20 protein-coding genes are annotated in these 23347 nt (G+C 34.1%); 12 read left to right on the plus strand and 8 right to left on the minus strand.

The window, feature by feature from the left end:
• Window positions 1–48: 48 nt before the first annotated feature.
• Together ACQUQZ_RS11565 and ACQUQZ_RS11570 are read right to left on the minus strand one after the other, a co-directional pair.
• The gene (locus ACQUQZ_RS11565) at window positions 49–2931 is read right to left on the minus strand and encodes a reprolysin-like metallopeptidase (protein ID WP_435355088.1); all 2883 of its coding nucleotides are present in this window, start codon (window positions 2929–2931) and stop codon (window positions 49–51) included.
• A 139-nt stretch (window positions 2932–3070) separates the two neighbouring features.
• A complete protein-coding gene (locus ACQUQZ_RS11570; protein WP_435355089.1) occupies window positions 3071–4675 on the minus strand; it encodes an acyl-CoA carboxylase subunit beta in 1605 nt (534 codons plus the stop codon).
• A 137-nt stretch (window positions 4676–4812) separates the two neighbouring features.
• On the opposite strand from ACQUQZ_RS11570, the gene ACQUQZ_RS11575 reads away from it, so the two are divergent.
• From ACQUQZ_RS11575 to ACQUQZ_RS11585, 3 genes are all read left to right on the plus strand, one after another.
• On the plus strand, window positions 4813–5961 hold the full coding sequence (locus tag ACQUQZ_RS11575; protein WP_435355090.1) for an acyl-CoA dehydrogenase family protein: 1149 nt from the start codon (window positions 4813–4815) through the stop codon (window positions 5959–5961).
• A 91-nt stretch (window positions 5962–6052) separates the two neighbouring features.
• The gene (locus tag ACQUQZ_RS11580; RefSeq protein WP_435355091.1) at window positions 6053–6892 is read left to right on the plus strand and encodes a hydroxymethylglutaryl-CoA lyase; all 840 of its coding nucleotides are present in this window, start codon (window positions 6053–6055) and stop codon (window positions 6890–6892) included.
• A 41-nt stretch (window positions 6893–6933) separates the two neighbouring features.
• Entirely contained in the window at window positions 6934–7749 is an 816-nt protein-coding gene (locus ACQUQZ_RS11585; protein ID WP_435355092.1) for an enoyl-CoA hydratase/isomerase family protein, read from the plus strand.
• Between the two features lie 33 nt (window positions 7750–7782).
• On the opposite strand, the gene ACQUQZ_RS11590 is transcribed toward ACQUQZ_RS11585, so the two are convergent.
• The gene (locus ACQUQZ_RS11590; RefSeq protein ID WP_435355093.1) at window positions 7783–11028 is read right to left on the minus strand and encodes a WD40/YVTN/BNR-like repeat-containing protein; all 3246 of its coding nucleotides are present in this window, start codon (window positions 11026–11028) and stop codon (window positions 7783–7785) included.
• Window positions 11029–11153: 125 nt separating this feature from the next.
• On the opposite strand from ACQUQZ_RS11590, the gene ACQUQZ_RS11595 reads away from it, so the two are divergent.
• The 4 genes from ACQUQZ_RS11595 (at window position 11154) to ACQUQZ_RS11610 (ending at window position 13483) form a co-directional block, all read left to right on the plus strand.
• Window positions 11154–11732 carry a hypothetical protein gene (locus tag ACQUQZ_RS11595; protein ID WP_435355094.1) on the plus strand — a complete coding sequence of 193 codons (579 nt, stop codon included), beginning with the start codon at window positions 11154–11156 and terminating at the stop codon, window positions 11730–11732.
• 184 nt (window positions 11733–11916) lie between these two features.
• Entirely contained in the window at window positions 11917–12381 is a 465-nt protein-coding gene (locus tag ACQUQZ_RS11600; protein WP_435355095.1) for a DinB family protein, read from the plus strand.
• 110 nt (window positions 12382–12491) lie between these two features.
• Window positions 12492–13034, plus strand: coding sequence for a DinB family protein (locus ACQUQZ_RS11605; protein ID WP_435355096.1), 543 nt, complete (start codon window positions 12492–12494; stop codon window positions 13032–13034).
• A 281-nt stretch (window positions 13035–13315) separates the two neighbouring features.
• A complete protein-coding gene (locus ACQUQZ_RS11610) occupies window positions 13316–13483 on the plus strand; it encodes a hypothetical protein (protein WP_435355097.1) in 168 nt (55 codons plus the stop codon).
• A gap of 79 nt (window positions 13484–13562) precedes the next feature.
• Here ACQUQZ_RS11610 and ACQUQZ_RS11615 read toward each other — a convergent pair whose 3' ends face one another.
• On the minus strand, window positions 13563–14981 hold the full coding sequence (locus ACQUQZ_RS11615) for an aldehyde dehydrogenase family protein (protein WP_435355098.1): 1419 nt from the start codon (window positions 14979–14981) through the stop codon (window positions 13563–13565).
• 191 nt (window positions 14982–15172) lie between these two features.
• Between ACQUQZ_RS11615 and ACQUQZ_RS11620 the strand changes: the two genes are divergently transcribed.
• The 3 genes from ACQUQZ_RS11620 (at window position 15173) to ACQUQZ_RS11630 (ending at window position 18029) form a co-directional block, all read left to right on the plus strand.
• A complete protein-coding gene (locus ACQUQZ_RS11620; RefSeq protein WP_435355099.1) occupies window positions 15173–16177 on the plus strand; it encodes a helix-turn-helix domain-containing protein in 1005 nt (334 codons plus the stop codon).
• Window positions 16178–17323, plus strand: coding sequence for a methionine aminotransferase (locus ACQUQZ_RS11625; RefSeq protein ID WP_435355100.1), 1146 nt, complete (start codon window positions 16178–16180; stop codon window positions 17321–17323).
• Between the two features lie 118 nt (window positions 17324–17441).
• Window positions 17442–18029: an HD domain-containing protein gene (locus ACQUQZ_RS11630; RefSeq protein ID WP_435355101.1), complete on the plus strand. Its 588-nt coding sequence runs from the start codon at window positions 17442–17444 to the stop codon at window positions 18027–18029.
• A gap of 1 nt (window position 18030) precedes the next feature.
• On the opposite strand, the gene ACQUQZ_RS11635 is transcribed toward ACQUQZ_RS11630, so the two are convergent.
• From ACQUQZ_RS11635 to ACQUQZ_RS11645, 3 genes are all read right to left on the minus strand, one after another.
• Window positions 18031–18768, minus strand: coding sequence for a hypothetical protein (locus ACQUQZ_RS11635; protein ID WP_435355102.1), 738 nt, complete (start codon window positions 18766–18768; stop codon window positions 18031–18033).
• A complete protein-coding gene (locus ACQUQZ_RS11640) occupies window positions 18734–19855 on the minus strand; it encodes an AMP-binding protein (RefSeq protein WP_435355103.1) in 1122 nt (373 codons plus the stop codon). The genes ACQUQZ_RS11635 and ACQUQZ_RS11640 overlap by 35 nt, the downstream gene beginning before the upstream one ends.
• Window positions 19856–19922: 67 nt before the next feature.
• Window positions 19923–20435 (minus strand): ubiquinol-cytochrome c reductase iron-sulfur subunit, encoded by a 513-nt coding sequence (locus tag ACQUQZ_RS11645; protein WP_435355104.1) that lies wholly within the window; start codon window positions 20433–20435, stop codon window positions 19923–19925.
• A gap of 294 nt (window positions 20436–20729) precedes the next feature.
• Between ACQUQZ_RS11645 and ACQUQZ_RS11650 the strand changes: the two genes are divergently transcribed.
• The gene (locus tag ACQUQZ_RS11650; protein ID WP_435355105.1) at window positions 20730–21191 is read left to right on the plus strand and encodes a DUF2452 domain-containing protein; all 462 of its coding nucleotides are present in this window, start codon (window positions 20730–20732) and stop codon (window positions 21189–21191) included.
• A gap of 35 nt (window positions 21192–21226) precedes the next feature.
• The gene (gene menB / locus ACQUQZ_RS11655; RefSeq protein ID WP_435355106.1) at window positions 21227–22042 is read left to right on the plus strand and encodes a 1,4-dihydroxy-2-naphthoyl-CoA synthase; all 816 of its coding nucleotides are present in this window, start codon (window positions 21227–21229) and stop codon (window positions 22040–22042) included.
• A 91-nt stretch (window positions 22043–22133) separates the two neighbouring features.
• Here the strand turns inward: menB and ACQUQZ_RS11660 are convergent, their stop codons facing one another.
• Window positions 22134–23234, minus strand: coding sequence for an MBL fold metallo-hydrolase (locus ACQUQZ_RS11660; RefSeq protein WP_435355107.1), 1101 nt, complete (start codon window positions 23232–23234; stop codon window positions 22134–22136).
• Window positions 23235–23347: the final 113 nt, after the last annotated feature.

Raw genomic sequence — 23347 nt, forward strand, 5'->3', positions numbered from 1 at the left:
AAAAGCTATCAAATTTAGATTTGATAGCTTTTTTAATGTTTTATCTAATCAATTACACCCTCCTATTTCTGCTTTAAAAACTGTTCCATTATCTGCTTTAAACCCAGCATTAAGTTGGATTTTTTTTGCTTGATAAGTAGCTCTAGTGCCAGCTCCAGTAACAAAATTTGTGGCTGTTATGGTGCCATTAGTTGCTGATGCTTGTTTGGTTATATTTCCAGTTGAAATATTATCTGTTGGGTTGATTAAAGTTAAAAGAGTAGAACAAGGATTAGGTGTAATATTTAATATTTTCTTATTATCGCTGTAAATCAAACAATTAGCCGATATAATGGCATTAAGTGATTGGCCAACGAAAGTGGCAGTTGTAATACCATTTTTATACATTACCCCATATACTTCAAAAGTACCAGCTGATAAACTTGTAAAATTTGAAGTTGAACTTACAGCAGAAACGGTGTTCGTTGAGGTATTTAAAGCCAAGTAAGTATAGCTATATCCAACTGGATTTGATGCTATTTCATAGACATTTCCTAAACCTTGAATATTAAGTGTAATATTAATCGGATCAAAAAATGTAGAAATTGCAATATAATAAGTTGTACAAGCATTCAGGTTTATTGAACGACTTCCAAACCATCCAATACCTGTAGGTGTGGCATAAGAATTTGAACCAACAAAAGTTGAACAGTTCATAGTATTCGATGTGAAAACTGAAAAGGGTTCAGAGCCAGCACTATTATCTCCCAATCCACTAATAGTATATTGACCAGTTTTGCTAACTCTAAAGCTTAAGAGAATAGAGTTATCTGAAAATATATTTTGACAAGTTGTAAAAGTGTTATCTGAATATCCTACAATCATGCGACTACCAGCACCAGCAGTACTAAAAGATCTACTTGAACCTATAAATTTACTAACTGGGGTAAAATTTAAACCTAAATTTAATGCTGCATTACCAGCCTGGGCAGTTAATGTAGCATCAGAACATATTATACTACTAATTGCCTGACAAGTTGAAGTTAAAGTAAAATTTGCATTTGAAATATCAAAAAAATTGGCTGTTGCACTACCTCTACTTACAACTTTCACACGAGCTTGAGTAGTATTAGCAATATTTGCAGAAACCAAATAACTTTCAGTACCATCATTAGGTGTATTACTTACAATCAAATACGGAAAAGTATTACCACCATCGACAGATAAATAAATATCCACATTAGCACTTAGCGAATTAGTATTATTTACACTCCAAGTGATCGTATGGCTATTTCCTGCTGTCCAAGTTTCACCACCGTTTGGTAATGTAACGGCTAAAGGACCTTTTGTTGCATCGACTGTTACCACCACTGCACTGCAATGAGTTCCACCACCACCAGCACGATTGTCACGAACGGTTAATCTAAAATTCATTGTTCGACTCACATTCGGTAAATCTTCACCTTCTGTATCAGGAGGATTATTAGCATTATTTAAGATGCTACTTAAAGCTGGAAATTCACGCTGTGGTGATGAAGATTGCCGACTTCTAAATAACGGGGCTGTGGTACTATTGATGGCCGCATAGCCCCCAACTCCATTTGTTCCGCTACCCAATGCTCCAACATCATTGGCTACGGGTAAATCATATTCCTCCCAAGTATAATTCAATACATCTCCATTAGCATCAGTCCCCGAACCTATAAGTGTAAAAGGTGTATTTTTAGGAATTGTAAATGCCGTACCTGCCACGGCAACTGGTGGTGTATTCCCTGTTGCTGTAGCTGTTCCACAAGTATTACCTGTCCCCCCTGCTTGGATATATGTAATCATACTTTGAAGCGAATTGGTATGAAAATAAGGCACTTTGCCTCCACTAATATTTTGGGCAGCAATACACAAACTTGCATAAGACATAATAGTATTGCCACTTCCAGGTTCGAATGCTGTTGAAAGACTTCTATTACCATCACTACAATTACTATTGCCATTTCCAAGAAAAGTATGAGGAGCAGTAAATTGATGTCCAACTTCATGAGCCATCAATAGTACACTTGAAGGACTTGTACTTCCTGACCAACCACCGCCTTTATAAGAATTATTGCAAACACCATAGTAGGCTACCCCACCACCAGTATTATGCAAGCATTGCCCGAGGTCATAATTTGCAGCACCAAACCGAGTATTCATTTCAACTCTAATTGTATTAATGTCTTGGTTATATGTACCTATTGCCTCTGTTTTTCTATAAAACACATTGGCACTCACTGGATTATTGGGTGATACAAGTGTAAATCTTACAGCTATTTCTCTTTCATAAACACCATTCAAACTATTAACAATTGCGGTAACTTCATTATTAATTGTGGCATTTGTATTTCCTCTTTCAATATAAAACTCATCTGTTACAAACAAAGCCATCCGATAAGTTCTTAAACTTGCACCATTTGTATAATTTAATATTCCATCAATATCTCTTAATCTTCCATTCGCATTAATGCTATTTTCGGCTTTACATTCAAACTCATTTTGACTTTGAAGATAAACATCATATTCATTTAAATCTAAGGCTTGCTTACTTCTTTCGATGACGACAATACCCTCATTTGTATAAATAGTTGCTACCAACCAATCCTTTGTTAAAGATATTCTACAGCTAATAGATTCATCACCTACTTTTAATCCATGATATGTTTTTATATCTGAATTAGTCCCTTTTGGCAATATTGAATATTCAACTATTTGAAAATCAAAGGATTGTCCATTTGGAAATGGGAGTGAAATAACATTAGCTGCTGATAAAGTTTTCCCTAATACAATCGTATTTTCAAAAGGAACGTTGGCCAATTGGTTACGATAACTACCAATATTAATACTTACCTTTCGAATATTATTTTGAGCAAAAACGAATGATACTTGGCTAAAAAGGATAAATAGTAAATATTTTTTCATTTATTACGAAATAAGGTTACAATCAAAAGGTAAAGTTACATTATTATCAAAAAAAGAATGGTTGAATAAAAAATTTTTATCTAACGGCAATTAACTATATCTTATATTTTCATTTTAAGACAAGAGACATATATACATACTAAGTCTGAATAACACCAACATTATAACGCTTCTGAATCGGAGAATGATTGGCAGCCTCAATGCCCATTGAAATAATTTTTCGGGTTTCTAAAGGGTCAATGACTCCATCAACCCAAAGATTTGATGCTGCATAGTATGGACTTAACTGTGAATTGTATCTGTCGGTTATTTTATCCAACAATTCATTTTCTTCGATTTCACCAATCGTTACACCTTTGGCTTTCAATGTGGCAGTCTGAATCTGAACCAATGTTTTAGCTGCCGAAGCTCCACTCATGACAGCCATTTGTCCAGTTACCCATGAATAGATTAATCTTGGATCATAGGCTTTTCCGCACATCGCATAATTACCAGCTCCATACGAATTTCCTACAATAAAGGTAAATTTTGGAACAACTGAATTTGCCATTGCATTGACCATTTTTGCTCCATCTTTTATAATTCCTCCATGTTCCGAACGACTTCCAACCATAAAGCCAGTTACATCTTGTAAGAAAACCAAAGGAATTTTTTGTTGATTACAATTCATGATGAATCGAGCAGCTTTATCGGCAGAATCAGAATAAATCACCCCCCCCATTTGCATTTCACCTTTCTTAGATTTCACAATTTTCCTTTGATTGGCTACAATTCCAACTGCCCAACCATCAATTCTTGCCAAACCACACAAAATCGTTTGTCCATAGCCTTTTTTATATTGATCGAATTCAGAATTATCTACTATTCTTTCAATAATCTCAACCATATCATAGGGTTTAGCTCGGTCGGCTGGCAAAATAGCATAAATCTCATTTGGGTCTTTTTTTGGTAAAAAAGCCTCTTTTTTATCAAAGCCTGCATGATCGAAATGCCCCATTTTATCAAAAATATTGCGTATCTCATCTAAACATGCCTCGTCATTCGGGAATTTATTATCGGTTACGCCCGAAATCTCACAATGGGTAGTTGCTCCTCCCAAAGTTTCATTATCAATATCTTCACCAATAGAAGATTTCACCAAATATGACCCCGCCAAGAAAACCGAACCAGTGCCTTCGACAATCAAAGCATAATCGGACATGATAGGTAAATAAGCTCCTCCAGCAACGCAACTTCCCATAATTGCCGCCACTTGTGGTATTCCTGCCGAAGACATTTGTGCATTATTTCTAAATATTCTACCGAAGTGTTCTTTGTCAGCAAAAACTTCTGCTTGCATGGGCAGATAAATCCCTGCTGAGTCAACCAAATAAATAATCGGTAAACGATTTTCCATGGCAATTTCTTGAGCTCGAAGGTTTTTCTTTGCCGTAATTGGAAACCAAGCTCCTGCTTTTACAGTAGCATCGTTGGAAACAATAACACACATTTTACCGCTAACATAGCCAATTCCACAAACACATCCACCATTAGGGCATCCTCCTTCCTCTTCATACATTCCTTCGCCAGCAAATGTCCCAAACTCCAAGAATCTACTTTCCTTATCAATTAAATATTCGATTCGCTCTCTTGCTGTTAATTTGCCTTTGGCCTTATGAGCTTGAATTTTCTTCAAACCACCTCCCAATTTTAATTTCTCGAATCGTTCATTTAGTTCAAGTAATAATTCTTCTAATTTTAGCATAATTCTTGATATATTTCGTTGATGAAGCAAAATAATGATAATTTTTCATTGTTTTAAACAATTTTTACAAACTTAGTAAATAGTTGTCAAAACAATGATTAATATTGCAACTAAATTTCAATAAACAACTAAAGACAATGACTTACTTAGAAACAGAAACAGAAGAAGCTTTGGAAATGATTCAACAAAGTGCCAAAGACTTTGCCGAAAACCATATTCGTCCTCATTTGATGGACTGGGATGAAAAACAGATTTTTCCAGTAGATTTATTTCATAAAATGGGTGAATATGGCTTCATGGGCATACTCGTACCAGAAGTATATGGAGGTTCGGGACTTGGCTATCAAGAATATATCACCATTTTAGATGAAATTTCAAAGGTTTGTGGCTCAATAGGTCTTTCTGTTGCTGCCCATAACTCTCTTTGCACCAATCATATATTAACTTTTGGCAATGAGCAGCAAAAACAAAAATATTTACCCAAATTAGCCACTGGACAATGGATTGGAGCTTGGGGGTTGACAGAAACTGGCACTGGCTCGGATGCAGGCGGCATGGCAACAACCGCTATTGAGGAAGGTGATTATTTTGTACTAAATGGCTCCAAAAATTTTATTACACACGCCATAAGTTCAGAAGTAGCAGTTGTGATTGCTCGTACAGGTAATAAAAATGATTCACATGGCATGACAGCATTTATTATCGAAAAAGGTACTGAAGGATTTTCGGCAGGTAAAAAAGAAAATAAATTAGGTATGCGGGCCAGCGAAACAGCTTGTTTGTTTTTTGACAACTGTCGGATTCATAAAGATAATATTTTAGGAAATGTTGGTGATGGATTTGTACAATCATTAAAAATATTGGATGGAGGAAGAATTTCGATAGCCGCACTTTCACTGGGAATTGCGAAAGGAGCTTTTGAAGCAGCATTAAAGTATGCTCAAGAAAGACAACAATTTGGAAAAACAATTATGAATTTTCAAGGAATTAGCTTCAAATTGGCAGAAATGGCTACAAAAATAGAAGCAGCCGAATTGTTAACTCGCAATGCTGGACATTTAAAAAATCAAGGCAAAAAAATGACCAAAGAAGGTGCAATGGCTAAACTTTTTGCTTCAGAAACGGCTGTTGAGGTAGCAACCGAAGGCATACAAATTCATGGAGGATATGGCTATACAAAAGATTTTCCTGCCGAAAAATATTACAGAGACGCCAAACTTTGTACCATCGGTGAAGGAACAAGTGAAATTCAGAAAGTGGTAATTGCGAGAGAAATTGTTAAATGAAAACCGTGTTGATTGAAGTGCTACTTTGCTCAACATGAGTCTTTTGTTTTAACTAAACATCAGCCTGTTACAATCATTAATAAAATTCAAAATGAAGATAATTGAATGTCCACGAGATGCTATTCAAGGTTTGCATCAATTTATTCCGACTGAAAAGAAAGTAAAATATATCAATTTTCTGCTCAAAAGTAATCTTTTTGATACAATTGACTTTGGAAGTTTTGTTTCACCAAAAGCAATTCCACAAATGTCGGACACAAAAGATTTAGTAAAAAAACTAAATATTCAAGATTCAAAAACTAAACTTTTAGCTATTATTGCAAACGAACGTGGAGCTTTGGAAGCTTGTCAATTTGATGAAATTACATATTTGGGTTATCCTTTTTCAATCTCTGAAACATTTCAATTACGCAATACTAATGCTACAATTGTAGAGTCTTTGGAACGTGTAAAAGCTATTCAAGAAATCTCACAAAAAACTGATAAGCAATTAGTTATCTATATTTCAATGGGGTTTGGAAACCCTTATGGGGATGAATGGAATGCAGAAATTGTAATCAAATGGGTGGAAGAATTACAAAAATTGGGTATAAAAATATTTTCATTATCCGATACAGTTGGCATTGCAAAACCTGATTCGATTTCATATTTATTCGAGAACTTAATCCCTAAATATCCACATTTAGAATTTGGTGCACATTTGCATACCACTTCTGATACTTGGTTTGAAAAAATAGATGCCGCTTATAAATCAGGTTGCAGAAGATTTGATGGAGCGATACTTGGCTACGGCGGCTGCCCAATGGCAGCAGATGAATTGGTCGGCAACATGCCAACTGAGTATTTATTAAACTATCCTCAGCCTTTGAAGGAAAATAAAAGTGAATTAGTAGATGAATTAAAAACAGCTTTCCAAGAGCTTATTTCTTAAAATTAAGACCAAATACATTTCAAATTTCGCTCACAGACAATATGTTTTTTACAAAAGCCGATACCGAAAAATATGCTGAAGTTAAATTTAAGCTAATTAAGACTGAGGATGAGGGAAATCTATTTACGATTACTTTGAATCGTCCCGAAAAACGTAATGCTTTTACTCCAACAATGATACATGAAATAGCATTTGCGTTGGCTTATGCCCATTTTCAGCTTGAGATTTGGTGCATATTGTTGAAAGCCGAAGGGTCAGTTTTCTGTGCTGGAATGGATTTGAATGTTTTTCAAAATCCTGATTTAGATATTAAAAATGAGACTTTACCAGTTCCATTAAAAGAAATTACCATTGGCGATGCCTTCAAATATTTAGAAAAACCTTGCATTGCAAAAGTTGAAGGGAATGTGCTGGCTGGTGGTTTTTTATTTATCGGTGGATGTACATTTGTTATTGCTACAGAAGAGGCACAATTTGGACTTCCAGAAGTGAAACGTGGTATTTTCCCGCTTCAAGTGATGGCTACATTACTAAAAATAATGCCACAAAGAAAAGTTTTGGAAATGTGTATTTTAGGTAAAAACTACACTGCCGAAGAAGCCTATAATTTAGGCTTAGTTACACATTTTTCGAGCAAAAATGAAATTGATAATGATACAAAGGTACTGATCAACACTATACTAGAAAATTCTCCTTTTGCTATAAAAAAAGGTTTTGAAGCATTAAATAAGCTTCAAAACCTTCCAGAGAATGATCAGCATCCATACCTATTAAAAATGCTTCAAGAAATTAGAAATTCACCTAACGCAAAAGAAGGTATATTGGCATTTCAAGAAAAAAGAAAACCAAAATGGTAGAGACAAGGCACAATCTTGTCTCTACGTATCTTTTTAATTAATTTCTTTCTTCTTACCAACATTAATGGCTGGTAATTGATTTTCACTAACTAACTTATTGAAGGCTGGTACGTCTTCATCAATGATCTTTTTAAGTTTGGTAGTACTAATCTCCATTTTCTTACTTAAATCATCAAACGCCTCGTGAGAACCCTTAGTTGGTTTAGCATCTGAACTCGAAACCACACTGGCAACTCCTGCAATTTTATCATTCAATCGAATTGGGTAAGCTAATAAATCTTGTGTAGCACGTGCTTTGTTTTGCACCAAAGTTTGCTCTAAATCTTCCAAATTTTTAAGCATTGGCTTTGTTAATTTCTGAAACTTCGCAATCAAAACAGTATCTTTCACACTTTTCATGTATTCACTCACCGCTTTCTTGATTTCACGCATTTGATTGATTGCTTTATGATTTTCATCTAATTTATTATGAATTTTCAATAACAAATCAAATTGTGCTTTCAAATCTGCATCCGTTGCTTCGTTCCTTGGGTCTTTTCTGATTTCAGCGATTTCTTCTTGAACCATATTTTTCCCCACAATCAATCGAACTTTATAATTTCCAGGAATCACTTTTGGTCCAGTTAAACTTCCTGCCCACATTGGCGATTTTTCGCCTTCAATTTCAGTTGCATCGGCATAACGCATATTCCACACAAAACGATTTAAGCCTACATTCGCAGCCACAGTTCCAGATTTTTGGGTTTTCGAATCTTCATAAAAATCCTTTGAAACTTTCAAAGGTTCTCCTTTTACATCTTTTAGGTTTGAATAAGTGATAATAGTATCATTATTCATCGTCAAAAACTGCAATTTAACTTCATCTTTTGGTGTACTCTTCAAGTAGTAATTTACAATAATACCATTTGGAGCATTTTGACCTTCATCAGATGGAGCTCCACGTCGGCCACCACCATCGCCACCTTGCATACGATAAGAATGGCGTGGTTTGAAAAGATATGCTTGAGCATCTTTCACCAAATTATCTTTAATTTCATACAAAGGTGTAACATCATCCATAATCCAAAATGAACGTCCGTGCGTAGCTACCACTAAATCTTTCTCTCTTTTATGCACTTGTAAATCACGAATGGGCGAAATTGGCAAATTCAAACTTAATGAACTCCAAGTTTGTCCATCATCAAATGATACATAAATACCTCTTTCAGTTCCTGCATAAAGCAAACCTTCTTTATTTGGATCTTCACGTAATACACGTGCATATTCATCTTCAGGAATGCCATTATTGATTGCTGTCCAAGTTTTTCCATAATCGCTTGTTTTGAACAAATATGGTTTTCTATCACCAAACATGTAACGAGTTGCGGCAACATAAGCTTTTCCCTTCACAAAATCAGAAGTATGAATTGTGCTTATTAAAGCAAAATCACCCAATTGTGAAGTAGGAATAGTAATATTAGTCCAGTTTTTGCCATTATCTTTAGTTACATGTATGTAGCCATCATCCGAACCAGCCCAAATATTACCTTTTTCAATAGTAGATTCGGCCAAAGCAAAAATAGTCGCATAAATTTCAGCACCAGTTTGGTCAAGTGTGATCGGACCACCCGTTGCCCCAGTAGTTTTTGGATCATTACGAGTCAAATCAGGGCTAATGGTTTCCCAAGAATGTCCATAATCTTGCGAAACGTGAACATATTGCGAAGTTGCATACAAGCGAGTATCATCATGTGGTGAAAATAAAATTGGATAAGTCCACTGAAAACGGTATTTTTTTTCAGCCGATGTATGACCCATATTATTTTCAGGATAAACCATGATGTTTTGTTCTTGGTTATTTGCAGCATTTTGCTTGGTCATAAAGCCATCATAAGAACCGCCAAAAGTAATTTTTGAATTACGTGGATCAATTGCGATATAACCTGATTCTCCACCAGCTACCGAATACCAATCTCTTATTCCAATAGAGAAATTATCTGTTCTACTGGCAATTCTAACCGTACTATTATCTTGTTGAGATCCATAGACATTATATGGAAAATCGTTATCTAAATGAACATGATAAAACTGTGCAGTAGGAATATCAATATCTGAAAATGTGATACCATCATTAAAGGTAACTTCTGCACCGCCATCATCACCAATAATAAAGTTTTGGCTATTCTTAGGATTTATCCAAACGTCATGTGTGTCGCCATGATGCACATTTAAGGTACGAATGGTTTTACCTCCATCATTTGACTTGAACGAATTTACATTCAAGATGATAATCCCATTTTCATTTTGTGGGTCTGCTTGCAAATTCATGTAATACCAAGGGCGTTGCCACAAGTTCTTATTGTCATTTACCAAAGTCCAATGCTCACCAGCATCAAAAGAGGTATATAATCCTCCTTTGGCATTTTCAATCATAGCATACAAACGATTAGAATTGGCTGGAGAAACAGCAATACCTATTTTTCCAAGCAAGCCTTTTGGCATCCCTGGTTTTTCATTCAAACATACCCATGTATCACCACCATCAACCGATTTGTATAATCCACAACCTTTTCCTCCACTGCTCATGCTATGACCGTTTCTATAAGCTTGCCAAAGTGTAGCATATATCACACGAGGATTATTAGGGTCAAGTCTTACATGATATGCTCCTGTACTATCATTTTTACTAAGGATTTGCTCCCAAGTTGCTCCTCCATCCTTACTTCTGAATACCCCACGTTCTTTGTTTGGGGCAAACGGATTTCCGACGGCAGCTACATATACTAAATTATGGTCTTTCGGATGGACTTCAATGGTTGCAATTGCATCTGCCTTTGGCAATCCCACATGTTTCCAAGATTTTCCTGCATCAGTCGATTTATAGACACCATCACCGTAGCTGATATTACTTCTCATATCAGCTTCTCCCATACCAACATAAACAACATTTGGGTCTGATGGAGCGACAGCAATTGCTCCTACTGAGCTTGATTTAAATGTAGAGTCGTCAATTTGTTTCCAATTTGCTCCACCATCCATTGTTTTCCAAACACCACCACCAACTGCACCAAAATAATAAGTAAGTGGTTGGTCTGCTACTCCTGCAACTGCAAGCGAACGACCAGCTCTGAATGGGCCAATATTCCTCCAAGAAAGGCCATTGTAAAGATTTTTATCAACTTTTTTGGTTTCATTAGCTGTTATTGCTGTAGAAGAACTTGGTGCATTTGTCTTTTTTTTCTGGGAAAATCCAGAAATTGAAATAATACACCCTAAAATCAAGAGAGAAAGGTTTTTCATGTTGATGATTTGTTAAGGTTTGTGCGTAAAATTAAGTGCAACTTCACAACAATACAAAAAAAAAAGCGAAATTTGTAAGTAATTACCCAACTAACCTAAAACTTATAACTACCTCAAGAATTAATATGAATCTATTGGTATTTTCTCGAACAGATGATTTTGAGTCATTTGTAAAATTTTGGACCCAGTTGTACGATCACAATTCACCGTGGGAGCCAAACTACAAAAAACACATAAAAATTGGTAAACCATTTACCCATAAGGATATTTTACAATTATTTGAATGGGAAAATCAAGCAGGCTTAGGTAGAATCAGAGCAGATGCGATCAAAGATAAGATTTATCCACATTTGGATTTTATTAATGATATGAAATTTGAAGATGCTGTCAATTTAGATGAATTCAATAAAAAATTTGAGACAGTACAGGCCGTTTCTCGAACATTCTTACTACATATAATTAAGCCTGATATTTATCCTCTTTATGACCAAAATGTCCATGTTGCATATAATTTTATTCATGGAATTGATGCCGATATTTATCCTTATCCAAAAAGACCTGATGATAAAATAAAATTCTATTTCAGAAAACTTATGCCATTCGTTGAAAGTGTAAGAGGAAGTCTATCTTTAAAAGAAATTGATGAAGCCTTAAACACATTCGGTCAAATTGTGAAAAAGAATCCAAAAATTAAACATGATTAGTAAGTTTTAAAGATATTCGGAATTAATTTTAATTTGATTTTAAAATATTGAAACTTTTATAATTAGATTATTTAGATTTGCCAAAATTTTAATCATTATTCTAAGGTATAAAAATTCAATAGAAATAAATTTAATTCTGAATATCTTAAAAGTATTTCAATTGAGCTAAAATTACACTTCAAACATGACCAATGACCAACTCGAAAAAATAATTGACAATTTTGACACCGTTTTTAGAGGCGATGCGTGGCACGGCCCTTCAGTAATGGAGTTTCTCAATTCAATGCCAATGAACGTAGTTGATGTCAGAAAAAACTTTTCAAAACATACCATTTGCCAGATTGTATTCCACTTAACAGCATGGCGGAAATTTGCATTTGAAAAACTCAACGACAATGTACGCTACGATTTGGTTACAGAAGAAGACAATTATGGCAGCGAAGAAGATATTACCAAAGAAAACTGGACTAATTTGGTATCAAATTTGAAGGATTCTCAAGAAGCACTTTTACTTAAGTTAGAGGAGTTTGATGATTCAATTCTCAATAGATTAGTTCCTGGCCAAGATTATGATTTTTATAAATTACTCACTGGACTTATTCAACATGACACTTATCATTTAGGTATGATTTGGGTGCTGTGGGAATAAATTTATTGTGTTTTAAAACCAATTCTAAGTTTAGAGTCAATATTTTTTATAAACAATATTCAAGCACAATTCGTTAGAAAAAAAATTAAAAGAGAAACGAACAAAATATTATGGAGGAATTGCAAACATCAGAACTGGACAGAATTAAAACTTTGTTAAATGCAACTTTTCATGGAGGAGCATGGCATGGCCCATCAGTTTTGGAAAATTTACAAGGTATTAAGCCTAAAGCGGCTGGAAATCGTCAAAAAAATATACATACCATTGCAGAATTAGTCTATCATATCACTACTTGGAGAATTTTTGCTTTAAAGAAAATTCAAGGGGATGTTGATTTTGTTATTAAAACCGAAAAGCAAAACTGGGGAAATCTCAAAGAAATAGATGAATTTGAATGGGAAACTCTTCAAATGGAACTGACATTGAGTCATGATGAATTGATGACTGGTTTGGAAGAAAAAGATGATAGTTTTCTTTTAGAAATTGTACCTGGTGCTGAATATGACTTTTATACGCTTTTGCACGGCATCATCCATCATGATATTTATCACAGTGGTCAGATTGGTATTTTAAAGAAAACTGCTCCAAAAAGTAGTAAATTCGATGATGAAGATGACTTCAAAACAAGTAATTACTTTGAAGACGAGTATTGATATTTAAATCATTTTTAAAACGGCTTGCAGAAATTTTCTTCAAGCCGTTTTTTATTTACTTGAATAGAATAATGGTAAAAACTAAGGGATAAAAGCTTAATTTTTCATGAAAATATAAAATGAACTTACGGTATTATTCCAAGATTCGTTGAATAATCTAAACGACTACTTGTACTATTCCAAGAAGCCTCTTTGAAGTGTTTGGAAAATACCGAACTTTGCAGTATATTCTTAATAAAAGAAGTCTAACATAAGTGTCTGTAAATTAAACAGTTACGATTATGAATCTGTATTTAAAGTTCGGCAAAAATGATTGGTACGATTTTGGTGCTGATGATTTAAGTAGTGTTTTTCCGATAAACAAAAAAAAGGAGGCAAAAATGAAAAAATGGATGAATGAAGCTCTTGAGGCAATTTCAAGATTTTCAACACCTTTCGGTGCATTTTAGGTAATGTATTTTATTTATCTTAATAAAAAATCCCCGTTTTCCTAAAAAGTAACGGGGATTTTGTTTTGTAAAATATACCTTAAAACCACTTGATTACAAGATCTAATAGTTTCTTTACTCGATTAGTATATGGAGGATGAAACATACTAAACTGAGCAAATTTATTTTCTACAATAGCACGTTTATTTGAGAATTCTTCAAAACCATATTTACCAAACGATTTACCAATGCCTGAATTATTTACTCCTCCAAACGGCAAATTATCTTGTAAATAATGAATAGTTGTTTCGTTAATAACCGTTGCTCCAGCCGAGGTATTTTGAATAAAAAAGTCAATATTTTTACGTTTTTTACTAAAAACATACAAAGCTAAAGGCTTTTCTCCTTTACCAACGTATTCAATAACCTCCTCATTATCAGCGAATTGCATAATTGGTAATAGTGGTCCGAATATTTCATCTTGCATAATTTTCATTCCATCATTCACATCAATTATTAAAGTTGGCTCAATATAATTTTCAGATTCATTACTTCTTCCTCCACCAACAATTTTTGCACCTTTAGCAACTGCATCTTCCATATAACCTTTAACTCTTTTGAAATGTCTATCATTTACTACTCGGCAATAATCTGGCGTTTGAAAAGCATCATTCCCATACATTTTTGCTAAATAAGCATTGGCCTCCTGAATGAATTCATCGGTTTTCGATTGATGAATGTAGATATAATCGGGAGCAATACATGTTTGTCCATTATTTAAAAATTTCATCGCCGTAATTGCTTGGGCAGCTGCTTTTACGTTGGCAGTTTCATCAATGATGGTTGGAGATTTTCCGCCCAATTCAAGTGTGACTGAACAAAGATTTTTCGCAGCAGCTGTCATTACAATTTTTCCAACAGCGGGACTTCCTGTGAAGAAAATATGACTAAACTTCAGTTTCAACAAAGCTGTTGAAACATCAGCATCACCTTCTACGACTGCGATTTCATTTTCATCAAAAAGCTCAGCTATCATCTTTGCAATCAATTTTGAAGCATGAGGAACGACTTCTGAAGGCTTCAAAATAACAACATTTCCTGCGGCAATAGCTTGTAAAAGTGGTTTTAGGGCCAGATTGAATGGATAATTCCACGGGCTGATTATCAAGCAATTACCTTTTGGCTCGTGAATAATTTTACTGATTGTTCCTACCATTTTCAAAGGAGTATCTACATCCTCAGCACGCATCCATTGGGTCAAATGTTTAATAATAAATTTAGCCTCTCCTACTACGGGCATAATTTCAGAAATTTTCACTTCGGCTGGGTGCTTTTTATGATCAGCATACAAGGCATCGGCAATCTGACTTTCATTTTCCAACATCCAATTCATTACCTTTTTTATTTTGGCAATTCGTTCTTTGGCAGTGGTATTAGCAATATTTTGAGCATTTTGCTTCTGTTTTTCAAAAAGCACTTGAAGGCTCAAGTCGATATTTATTTTTGGTTCGGCAATCATGAGAATTTTTAATTAATGTTGACAGACAAAATTGACTAAAAAATAGTACAATTCAAGGAAAAACTTAAAATATAACAGTAAATTTGGCAAATTGCTAAAAATTTTAGATATTAGGGTGTTAAACCTCAACTTTGAACGGTTTCATCATTCATAATTCAGAAACCGTCATTCATAAATCGTAAATTTTATAAATGTCTCTGATCAGTAATAATCTCAAATACTTGCGTCGAATCAATGGTTTGACACAAGACCAATTTGCCCGCCGAATCGGTACAAAGCGAGCAAATGTCGGTGCTTATGAAGAATCAAGGGCTGTACCTCCAGTTGATACCCTTAAAATTATTGCAAATACCTTTGGTATTACTGTTGATGATTTCGTAAAAAAAGATATTAGAAAATTAAGGGAAACGCCCGATTTGACATTTGGGTTTGAATCTAAGCCATTTTATAGCCAAGACGAGCCTTCAATTGAGAAAGCCCCATTGAATGAAGTTTTTAAAAATGATGAAGATCCATTCGATATGCCTCCTTCAATCGGAGATTTAATGAAACAATTTCTTGGAAATGACCCAAGTAATCAACCTCAAAACGAAGTCATTAAACCCGTAGAAAGAGTTTCGCAAAGTGTCACACTCAAACCAAATTTTGAAAGAGAGCCTTATGTTGCTCCAAAAGTCACTCCCCCTATTGTAGAAATACCATTCACTCAAAATCAGGCAGATAATCTAAATATTCAATTGGTAAAAAGATTTCAATTTAATGATTATTTGGTGCGTTATTCTGATTTAAGTTTTCTTAAATCACTGGTTTCATTTTGTTTGCCCAATCTTCCAGCAGGCGACTATCGTGCATTTGAAGCAGGTGAAGATTTTGCCTTTGAAGGTGCTTTGCTAATTGGTAGTTTAATTACAAATTGGGCTGAAATTAAAGATGGTAAGAACTATGTTTTGGTTACAAAATCACAAGGAATTATTTATCGACGTGTCTATAACCAAGTAAAAATCAAAGGTACACTGCTACTTAGCACCGATAATAATCGTTTTCCAAGCTCAGAAATTTCATATACTGATGTCATTGAAACTTGGGAAATTAAATCATTTGTAAGTCAAACTTTACCCGAACCAAGTACCCCATATAGTAAATTGGGGAATTTAGTAGATGAAATGAAATTTGAATTAGAACGTATAAAAAAATAAATGCAAATTACTTCCAAACAACCCAACATAGGAACAACCATTTTTACAGTCATGTCGCAATTAGCGGCAGAAACAGGTGCATTAAATCTCTCGCAAGGTTTCCCCAATTATAACTGTTCACCAAAACTCATTGAGTTGGTAAACCACCACATGAAACTTGGGATGAACCAGTATGCACCAATGGCAGGAATTATGCCTTTGAGAGAAGTTTTAGCAGAAAAAACAGCAAATATTTATGGTTTAACATATAATCCTACAGATGAAATAACCATTGTATCAGGTTGTACGGAAGCATTGTATGCTGTAATGACAGCAATTTTACTTAAAGATGATGAGGTAATTGTTTTTGAACCTGCCTACGACAGTTATGTTCCTGCAATCGAATTGAATGGCGGAAAGGCTATTTACGTAACACTTTCACCTGAAAATGATTTTGCTATTGATTGGCAAGTTGTCAAATCTAAAATTTCAGACAGAACAAAAGCTATCATGTTCACCACACCACATAATCCTACGGGAAAATGTTTGACTCAAAATGATATTGATGAGCTGGCAATTTTAGTCAAGAATACCAATATTTTTGTAATTTCAGATGAAGTTTATGAACACATCATTTTTGATGGTCGCAAACATTTATCACCTGCGATGCACCCAGATTTAAAAGAACGGACTTTTGTTTGTAGTTCATTTGGCAAAACATTTCATACAACTGGCTGGAAATTAGGTTATTGCCTTGCTCCAAAAGAACTTTCAGTTGAATTTAGAAAAGCTCATCAATGGATAACTTTTTCTTGCCCAACGCCTATGCAGTATGCTTACGCTGATTTTTTGAAAGATCCTGACAATTATCTATCAGTGACACCGTTTTACCAAGAAAAAAGAGATAAATTCATTCAATGGTTGAGTGGTTCACGATTTACACTTAAACCAGCCGAAGGAAGTTTCTTTCAAATGGTTTCTTATAAAAACATTACAGAAGAGTCTGACTACGATTTGGCCGTCAGATGGACAAAAGAGATTGGGGTTGCTTCTATTCCAATTTCAGTATTTTATGCCGATAAAATTGATAATAAAATATTAAGATTTTGCTTTGCCAAAGATGATGAAATGCTTGAACGAGCAGCTGAACGGCTTTGTAAATTGTAATAATGTTACCATTTAAAAACAAAATTATTGAATTTTAGAATTTTGATGATTTTATGCTTAGTTTCAAATTCAAATAAGTATTAGTACAAATTATTTCTATAAATAATGCCTACATTTCATGAATATTAAGGCAGTAGAAAGCTATATCTACGAAAAATTACAAAAAAATCTATCTCCGACGCTTTCGTATCACGGATTTCACCATACCCTTGATGTAGTAGATGCTGCTTTAAGAATTGCGAAACAAGAAGGTATCAACGATAAGGAATCGCTAATGCTATTAGAAACTGCGGCTCTTTACCATGATTTAGGCTTTATTTCAACATATCGTGGTCACGAAGAAGAAGGTTGTAGGATTGCTGAACTTACTTTACCCCAATTTCAGTATTCAAGTAATGAAATTGAAAAAATTCTCGGAATGATTATGGCTACTAAAATTCCTCAGCAGCCACGAAATCTATTAGAACAAATCATTGCCGACGCTGACTTAGATTATTTGGGTAGAGATGATTTTGAACCAATTGCAAATTCACTTTTTCAAGAACTCAGCCAAAGAGAAATGATTAACGATTGGCATACATGGAATAAAATCCAAATTAAGTTTTTAGAATCTCATCATTATTGGACAAAATCGGTAGTCGAACAAAGAGAAGCACTAAAAACGAAACATTTACAGAAATTAAAGACGTTAGAAAATATTATCTAACCTAAAGTCTTATAATTTTCAAAATTTTATTGGGTTGAATCAACAAAGATTTGCCAACCTCATACCACAATTCATCACCAGCATTTACAAATAATCCTTTATGCGATGGACGATTTTTAAGTGCATATTCGGCATCAAAATCACCAGAAAAGGTATTTTTTAATATAAAATTCAATTCTTCCCAAGGCAAAATTTTTGTTTCAATTTGCGATTCATTGATATTGTTTCTTTTGAACGCTAATTTACGCTCAACAAAAGAAGCTTGCACATCCACCTCAATCAGTTCACCTGACTGATTTTTTAAAAAAGTCAATTTTAGAGGTGGCTCTTTTCCAGCTTTTTCATAAACTGCTTGTTGTAACTCTTCAATTAAATATTTGAATCGATCGGTTTCTTTCGGATAGAATGTTTTTCCTTCAAAATCAATTTGCCAAAACTCCTGATGTGGTTCTAAAGACTTGATATACAATACATTAGCTGACTTCAAATTACCAAAAACAACATCACTCCAAATTTTAGGGAGAATACCTTTCCAAGTAAAGTTATCATTGAGTGAAAAACCTTCTTCAATTAATTCTTCTTCAGTAAAACCTTCTCGGTCTAAATAAGTCAATTCAAATGAAATTTCAAATTCAGAGCCTCCAGAATTTTGTACCATAACACCAGTAATTTCAATTGCATGAGCAAAAGGGGCAGGCAAATTTTCAGCCGTTTGATATTTGAGGGAGAACGTAGGCATTGATGGTTTTTATTTTATCTATTTTCCCGGTTGGGGTTTCAATCATTTTTTCAATAAAAAATACTTCCTTTGGAACCTCAAATTTAGGCAAAATTTCTTTGAAAGCTTTTAAAATATCAATTTTAATACCATCTATATTTACTTGTGAAAGCATTTTTACGTCATTTACAACGACTAAAATCAGCCTTTCTCCCAATTTTTCATCTGGTAAACTAAAAACAAAGAATTGTTTTTCTAATTGTAATTTTCTAAGAATCCCCTCTCCTACTTTTTCAATTTTTTCTAATTGAATTTTTACACCCCCACTGTTAATCACATTATCAATACGTCCATGTAAAATAAAGCTACTACCATTAATAATTTCGGCCACATCATTTGTTATAATCCATTCATTACCAACAGCTTTAGATTGAATCATTAAACAATTGTTTTCATTCAATTTTATATCAACTCCATCTAAAACATTAAAAAAATCATCTTTTGCATCACTATTAAGTCGCTTAATTGCGATGTGAGTTATGGTCTCTGTCATGCCATAAGTGGCATAAACTGGGCGATAGATTTTTTGTATTTTTTCAAGTATAGTTTCGTTAACGGTAGCACCTCCAATGATGATAGCTTTGGCGGCGTTCAAGATTTCTGCAAGTTTTGGGGTTTCTTCAAAAATTGTTTGTAGTTGAAGCGGAACAAAAGCAAAGAAATTTTTCCCACGATTAGCATTAAGGAGATATAAGTGTTTTTCTATTCCCACAAACGGATTGGATGAAGGTTCGACAACTATTAAATCCATACCAATTTCAAATGCACGAACAAGCATCATCATACCAGCAATATAATCAATATTGAGGCAACAAAAAGCCGTATCTCCTTCTTGTAAATCAAAGGCTTTTGCTGTCATTTTGGCAGATGCAATCAGTTGCTTTCTATGAAGAATTATTTCTTTCGGTGCTCCTGTTGAACCAGAAGTTTGTATCTTAAATGTCTCCTGTCCTGAGTCCCATAAAGTCTTAAAATTCAATACTTTATCATAATATTTATTACCAGATGCAGTATTGATATATGTTCCATCTCTCTCTAAAAAAACCATATTCTATTAAATAAAAAATCCCTTCTCAAAACCTGAGAAGGGTTATGAAATAATATTTTTTACAAAATTATTCAAAAATTCTCAACTTGTTATTAGTTACATCAAGTGAATAGAAATACTTTTTCAATGGTGTAGTAGCTGGGCTTTTTTGAACGCTGCCATCAGCTTTGAATTCTGAACCATGATTGGGACATAAAAAATCATTAGAAGCACCACGATACATAATTTGTGAACCTTCATGCGTACATTTTGAACTCACAGCCAAATAAGTATCTGAATTTGTATGAGCCACAATAATACTTTGTCCTTTGACGATTACATATTCACCTTTAAACTTTAAATCTTTATAATCAGAAGAGTTCAGATCAAGAGTAATATCAATTTTAGTTGCAGTTGTTGTCGGATTTGGGTCAGGAATTTCACCACCATCACTACAAGATTGCAAGCAATTCATCAACATTATTGCTCCAAAACCAATGCCAACTTGACGCATAAACTCCTTACGGTCAATAGTGCCGCTCTCACTCAAACTACCATCAAATGTATTATTTTCTGCTTTTACAGGGACAATTTTATTCATAAATAAAAAGGTTATATTTTGAAAACGTTTGGTTCATTTTTTTGTTTTCAAATTTATTCATTTATCTATTCAAAAACAATTTTAATGTTTAACATTTATATTTCAATAATATCTATATTTGCAGACTTTTAAAGATTATTTCTTTACTAATTTCAATATTTATAGATAAATACAAAACAATTAAAGTCAATTTGTAGTTATTTTATCTTTTAAGAGATTCAAAATATTTTACCCAACAAAGAATTTTCTTTAATTATTACTCAAGATACAAAGATTTCAAAATAAATTTGTGAGATGGAAAAGAATCCAATAGATAAAATTAAGGTTAGCGAGAGTCCTGGTTTACTCGAATATGCTCATACGGCTGGTGGAGCAGTGATTCGACCTGAAGACATGGGGAAAGTGAAAGGGAAAGCCCAGTTAGCCATGAGACAACAAACCCATGAGCAGATAAGCAAAATTTATCGACAAATGGAAGTGCTTGCCCAACAAGCCAAAGAGGTAAAAAATCGTGTGGAGGTTTCGGAAAGAATTTATGATGCAGTAATGGGTTTTGAACCAATTATCGGTCATATCTATTATCTTTACGAAAAAAAAGATGGTTCAGATATTCTTTCAATGGTCGCCCCAAACGAATGGGGAAGAAAGTTTCCATTCAATCAGTTTTTAGCTAAAGTTTTCCTTTTAGCTGATCATACATGGAAAGTTGAGTTTTTTGAAGAAAATGATAGAAGTGAAACAATTGATTTAGATTAATAAAATAATTAATAATTTATAATTAATAATTGACAATGTACGATTGGAAAGTAATTAAAGAATACGAAGACATAAAGTTTAGTTTCTACGAAGGAATTGCAAAAATAAGCATTAATCGACCAGAAAAACACAATGCTTTTCGTCCTCAAACAGTCAAAGAATTGATTGATGCGATGGCATTCTGTAGGGAAGAACCAGCTATTGAAGTGATAATTTTAACTGGCGAAGGCGGAAAAGCCTTTTGTAGCGGTGGCGATCAGTCGGTACGAGGACACGGTGGATATATCGGTGATGACCATGTTCCTCGTCTAAATGTATTGGATTTACAAAAAATGATTCGTTCGATTCCAAAAGTTGTCATTGCGGCTGTGGCTGGTTGGGCAATTGGTGGCGGACACGTGCTTCATGTAGTTTGTGATATGACTATTGCTGCTGAAAATGCTAGATTTGGTCAAACAGGTCCAAAAGTTGGTAGTTTTGATGGAGGTTTTGGTGCAAGTTATTTAGCAAGAATTGTTGGGCAGAAAAAAGCACGTGAAATTTGGTTTTTATGTGAGCAATATGATGCACAAGAAGCATTACAAATGGGCTTAGTAAATAAAGTTGTGCCTTTAGAGCAATTAGAAGAAGCAACTGTTGCTTGGTGTCAGAGAGTGCAACAAATGTCGCCTTTGTCAATTAGAATGTTGAAATCATCATTCAATGCAGAATTGGACGGACAAGCAGGTATTCAAGAATTGGCAGGCAATGCTACTTTATTATATTATTTAACTGACGAAGCAAAAGAAGGTTTCAATTCTTTCTTAGAGAAACGTAAACCTGATTTTAGTAAATTTCCGAAGTTTCCTTAATTTTCTATTTTGTCTAAATTTAAGCCTCAGATAGTATTCTGAGGCTTTTTTTATAGATTTCATCAATTGTTTAACAAGTTTAAAACTTGTTTTACTGAACATTTTTCCACCATTTTCCAAAAGTCTGAGTCGAGTCGCCTAAATTGACTTTTTGCCCAATAATAGGTGTAATAATTGGAAAATTCTCTTTCTCAGCAGCATTTGAAACTCTATTCAAAGGCTCGTCCCACGGGTGATTTCCTAAAGCAAATTTCGATGAATGTACTGGAAACAATCGCTTGGCTTTCAAATCTTTAGCAGCTTGAACCACTTCTTCGGGCATCATGTGAATGTATTTCCAGCTTTTATCATACTGTCCATTTTCCAAAATGGCTAAATCAAAACCACCATAAGTTTTACCGATTTCGGCAAAATGTGTATCATAACCGCTATCACCACCAATGTAAATTTTGTTAGTTGGTGTTTGCAACACAAATGATGTCCACAGAGCTCTGTTTCTTGAAAAACCTCTACCTGAAAAATGTCTGGCAGGTGTTGTGTAGGCAACAAACCCTTTTTCCAATTCAATTTTAGTATTCCAGTCTTCTTCAATGACCGTTTTCAAATCAAAACCCCAAGATTCAAAATGTTCACCAGTACCTAAGCCAGTGATTATTTTTTTCACTTTTGGTTTCAACAGCATAATAGTTTCATAATCAAGATGGTCGTAGTGGTCGTGCGAAATAAAAAGATAATCAATATTTGGGAAATCAGCCACAATATAAACATCCGTACCTTTAAAAGAAGGAGTTGTAAATTTTATGGGCGATGCCGCTCCACTTAATACAGGGTCAACTAAAAAAGTTTTGCCATCTAATTGCATGAAATATGAAGAATGACCAAACCAAACTAAAATATTTTCATCAGATTTTAGGTGTAACAAATCAACTTTTGTATGCGGAATTTCATCAATTGGTTTCAGTCTAACTTTTTTTCCAAATATAAACTCTTTCATTACACTATAATATGTTACACCCTCAGCTAAATCTGGTGTGAAACTCAAATTTTTAAATGAACCATCTTTATAATTTGGTGATTTTTTGATTCTTTCTAAACGCTCCCCAGCAGGTGTCTTTCCAAATTTTGCTTGCTGCATGAATAAAAATATTGCTATTGTCAATAGTACAATTATTGCCAAAATTGATATTACCATAGTTTTTATGATTTTGAATGCCTTTTTCATTAAATTTTATTTTTCTAAAAGATTAACAAGGAGTTTTTCTTTAAAATTCCTTACTATAAAAAAGAGGTAAAAATACAAAAATG

Source organism: Emticicia sp. SJ17W-69 (assembly GCF_051209875.1).
GTDB lineage: Bacteria > Bacteroidota > Bacteroidia > Cytophagales > Spirosomataceae > Emticicia.

Bases quoted from the DNA above. Each gene is read 5' to 3' on its own strand.
- ACQUQZ_RS11590 (WP_435355093.1), bottom strand. From the start codon at position 11,028: ATGAAAAACCTTTCTCTCTTGATTTTAGGGTGTATTATTTCAATTTCT.
- ACQUQZ_RS11605 (WP_435355096.1), top strand. From the start codon at position 12,492: ATGGAGGAATTGCAAACATCAGAACTGGACAGAATTAAAACTTTGTTA.
- ACQUQZ_RS11660 (WP_435355107.1), bottom strand. From the start codon at position 23,234: ATGGTAATATCAATTTTGGCAATAATTGTACTATTGACAATAGCAATA.
- ACQUQZ_RS11645 (WP_435355104.1), bottom strand. From the start codon at position 20,435: ATGAATAAAATTGTCCCTGTAAAAGCAGAAAATAATACATTTGATGGT.
- ACQUQZ_RS11635 (WP_435355102.1), bottom strand. From the start codon at position 18,768: ATGCCTACGTTCTCCCTCAAATATCAAACGGCTGAAAATTTGCCTGCC.
- ACQUQZ_RS11610 (WP_435355097.1), top strand. From the start codon at position 13,316: ATGAATCTGTATTTAAAGTTCGGCAAAAATGATTGGTACGATTTTGGT.
- ACQUQZ_RS11585 (WP_435355092.1), top strand. From the start codon at position 6,934: ATGTTTTTTACAAAAGCCGATACCGAAAAATATGCTGAAGTTAAATTT.
- ACQUQZ_RS11625 (WP_435355100.1), top strand. From the start codon at position 16,178: ATGCAAATTACTTCCAAACAACCCAACATAGGAACAACCATTTTTACA.
- ACQUQZ_RS11565 (WP_435355088.1), bottom strand. From the start codon at position 2,931: ATGAAAAAATATTTACTATTTATCCTTTTTAGCCAAGTATCATTCGTT.
- ACQUQZ_RS11630 (WP_435355101.1), top strand. From the start codon at position 17,442: ATGAATATTAAGGCAGTAGAAAGCTATATCTACGAAAAATTACAAAAA.
- ACQUQZ_RS11640 (WP_435355103.1), bottom strand. From the start codon at position 19,855: ATGGTTTTTTTAGAGAGAGATGGAACATATATCAATACTGCATCTGGT.
- ACQUQZ_RS11580 (WP_435355091.1), top strand. From the start codon at position 6,053: ATGAAGATAATTGAATGTCCACGAGATGCTATTCAAGGTTTGCATCAA.
- ACQUQZ_RS11620 (WP_435355099.1), top strand. From the start codon at position 15,173: ATGTCTCTGATCAGTAATAATCTCAAATACTTGCGTCGAATCAATGGT.
- ACQUQZ_RS11650 (WP_435355105.1), top strand. From the start codon at position 20,730: ATGGAAAAGAATCCAATAGATAAAATTAAGGTTAGCGAGAGTCCTGGT.
- ACQUQZ_RS11615 (WP_435355098.1), bottom strand. From the start codon at position 14,981: ATGATTGCCGAACCAAAAATAAATATCGACTTGAGCCTTCAAGTGCTT.
- menB (WP_435355106.1), top strand. From the start codon at position 21,227: ATGTACGATTGGAAAGTAATTAAAGAATACGAAGACATAAAGTTTAGT.
- ACQUQZ_RS11600 (WP_435355095.1), top strand. From the start codon at position 11,917: ATGACCAATGACCAACTCGAAAAAATAATTGACAATTTTGACACCGTT.
- ACQUQZ_RS11570 (WP_435355089.1), bottom strand. From the start codon at position 4,675: ATGCTAAAATTAGAAGAATTATTACTTGAACTAAATGAACGATTCGAG.
- ACQUQZ_RS11575 (WP_435355090.1), top strand. From the start codon at position 4,813: ATGACTTACTTAGAAACAGAAACAGAAGAAGCTTTGGAAATGATTCAA.
- ACQUQZ_RS11595 (WP_435355094.1), top strand. From the start codon at position 11,154: ATGAATCTATTGGTATTTTCTCGAACAGATGATTTTGAGTCATTTGTA.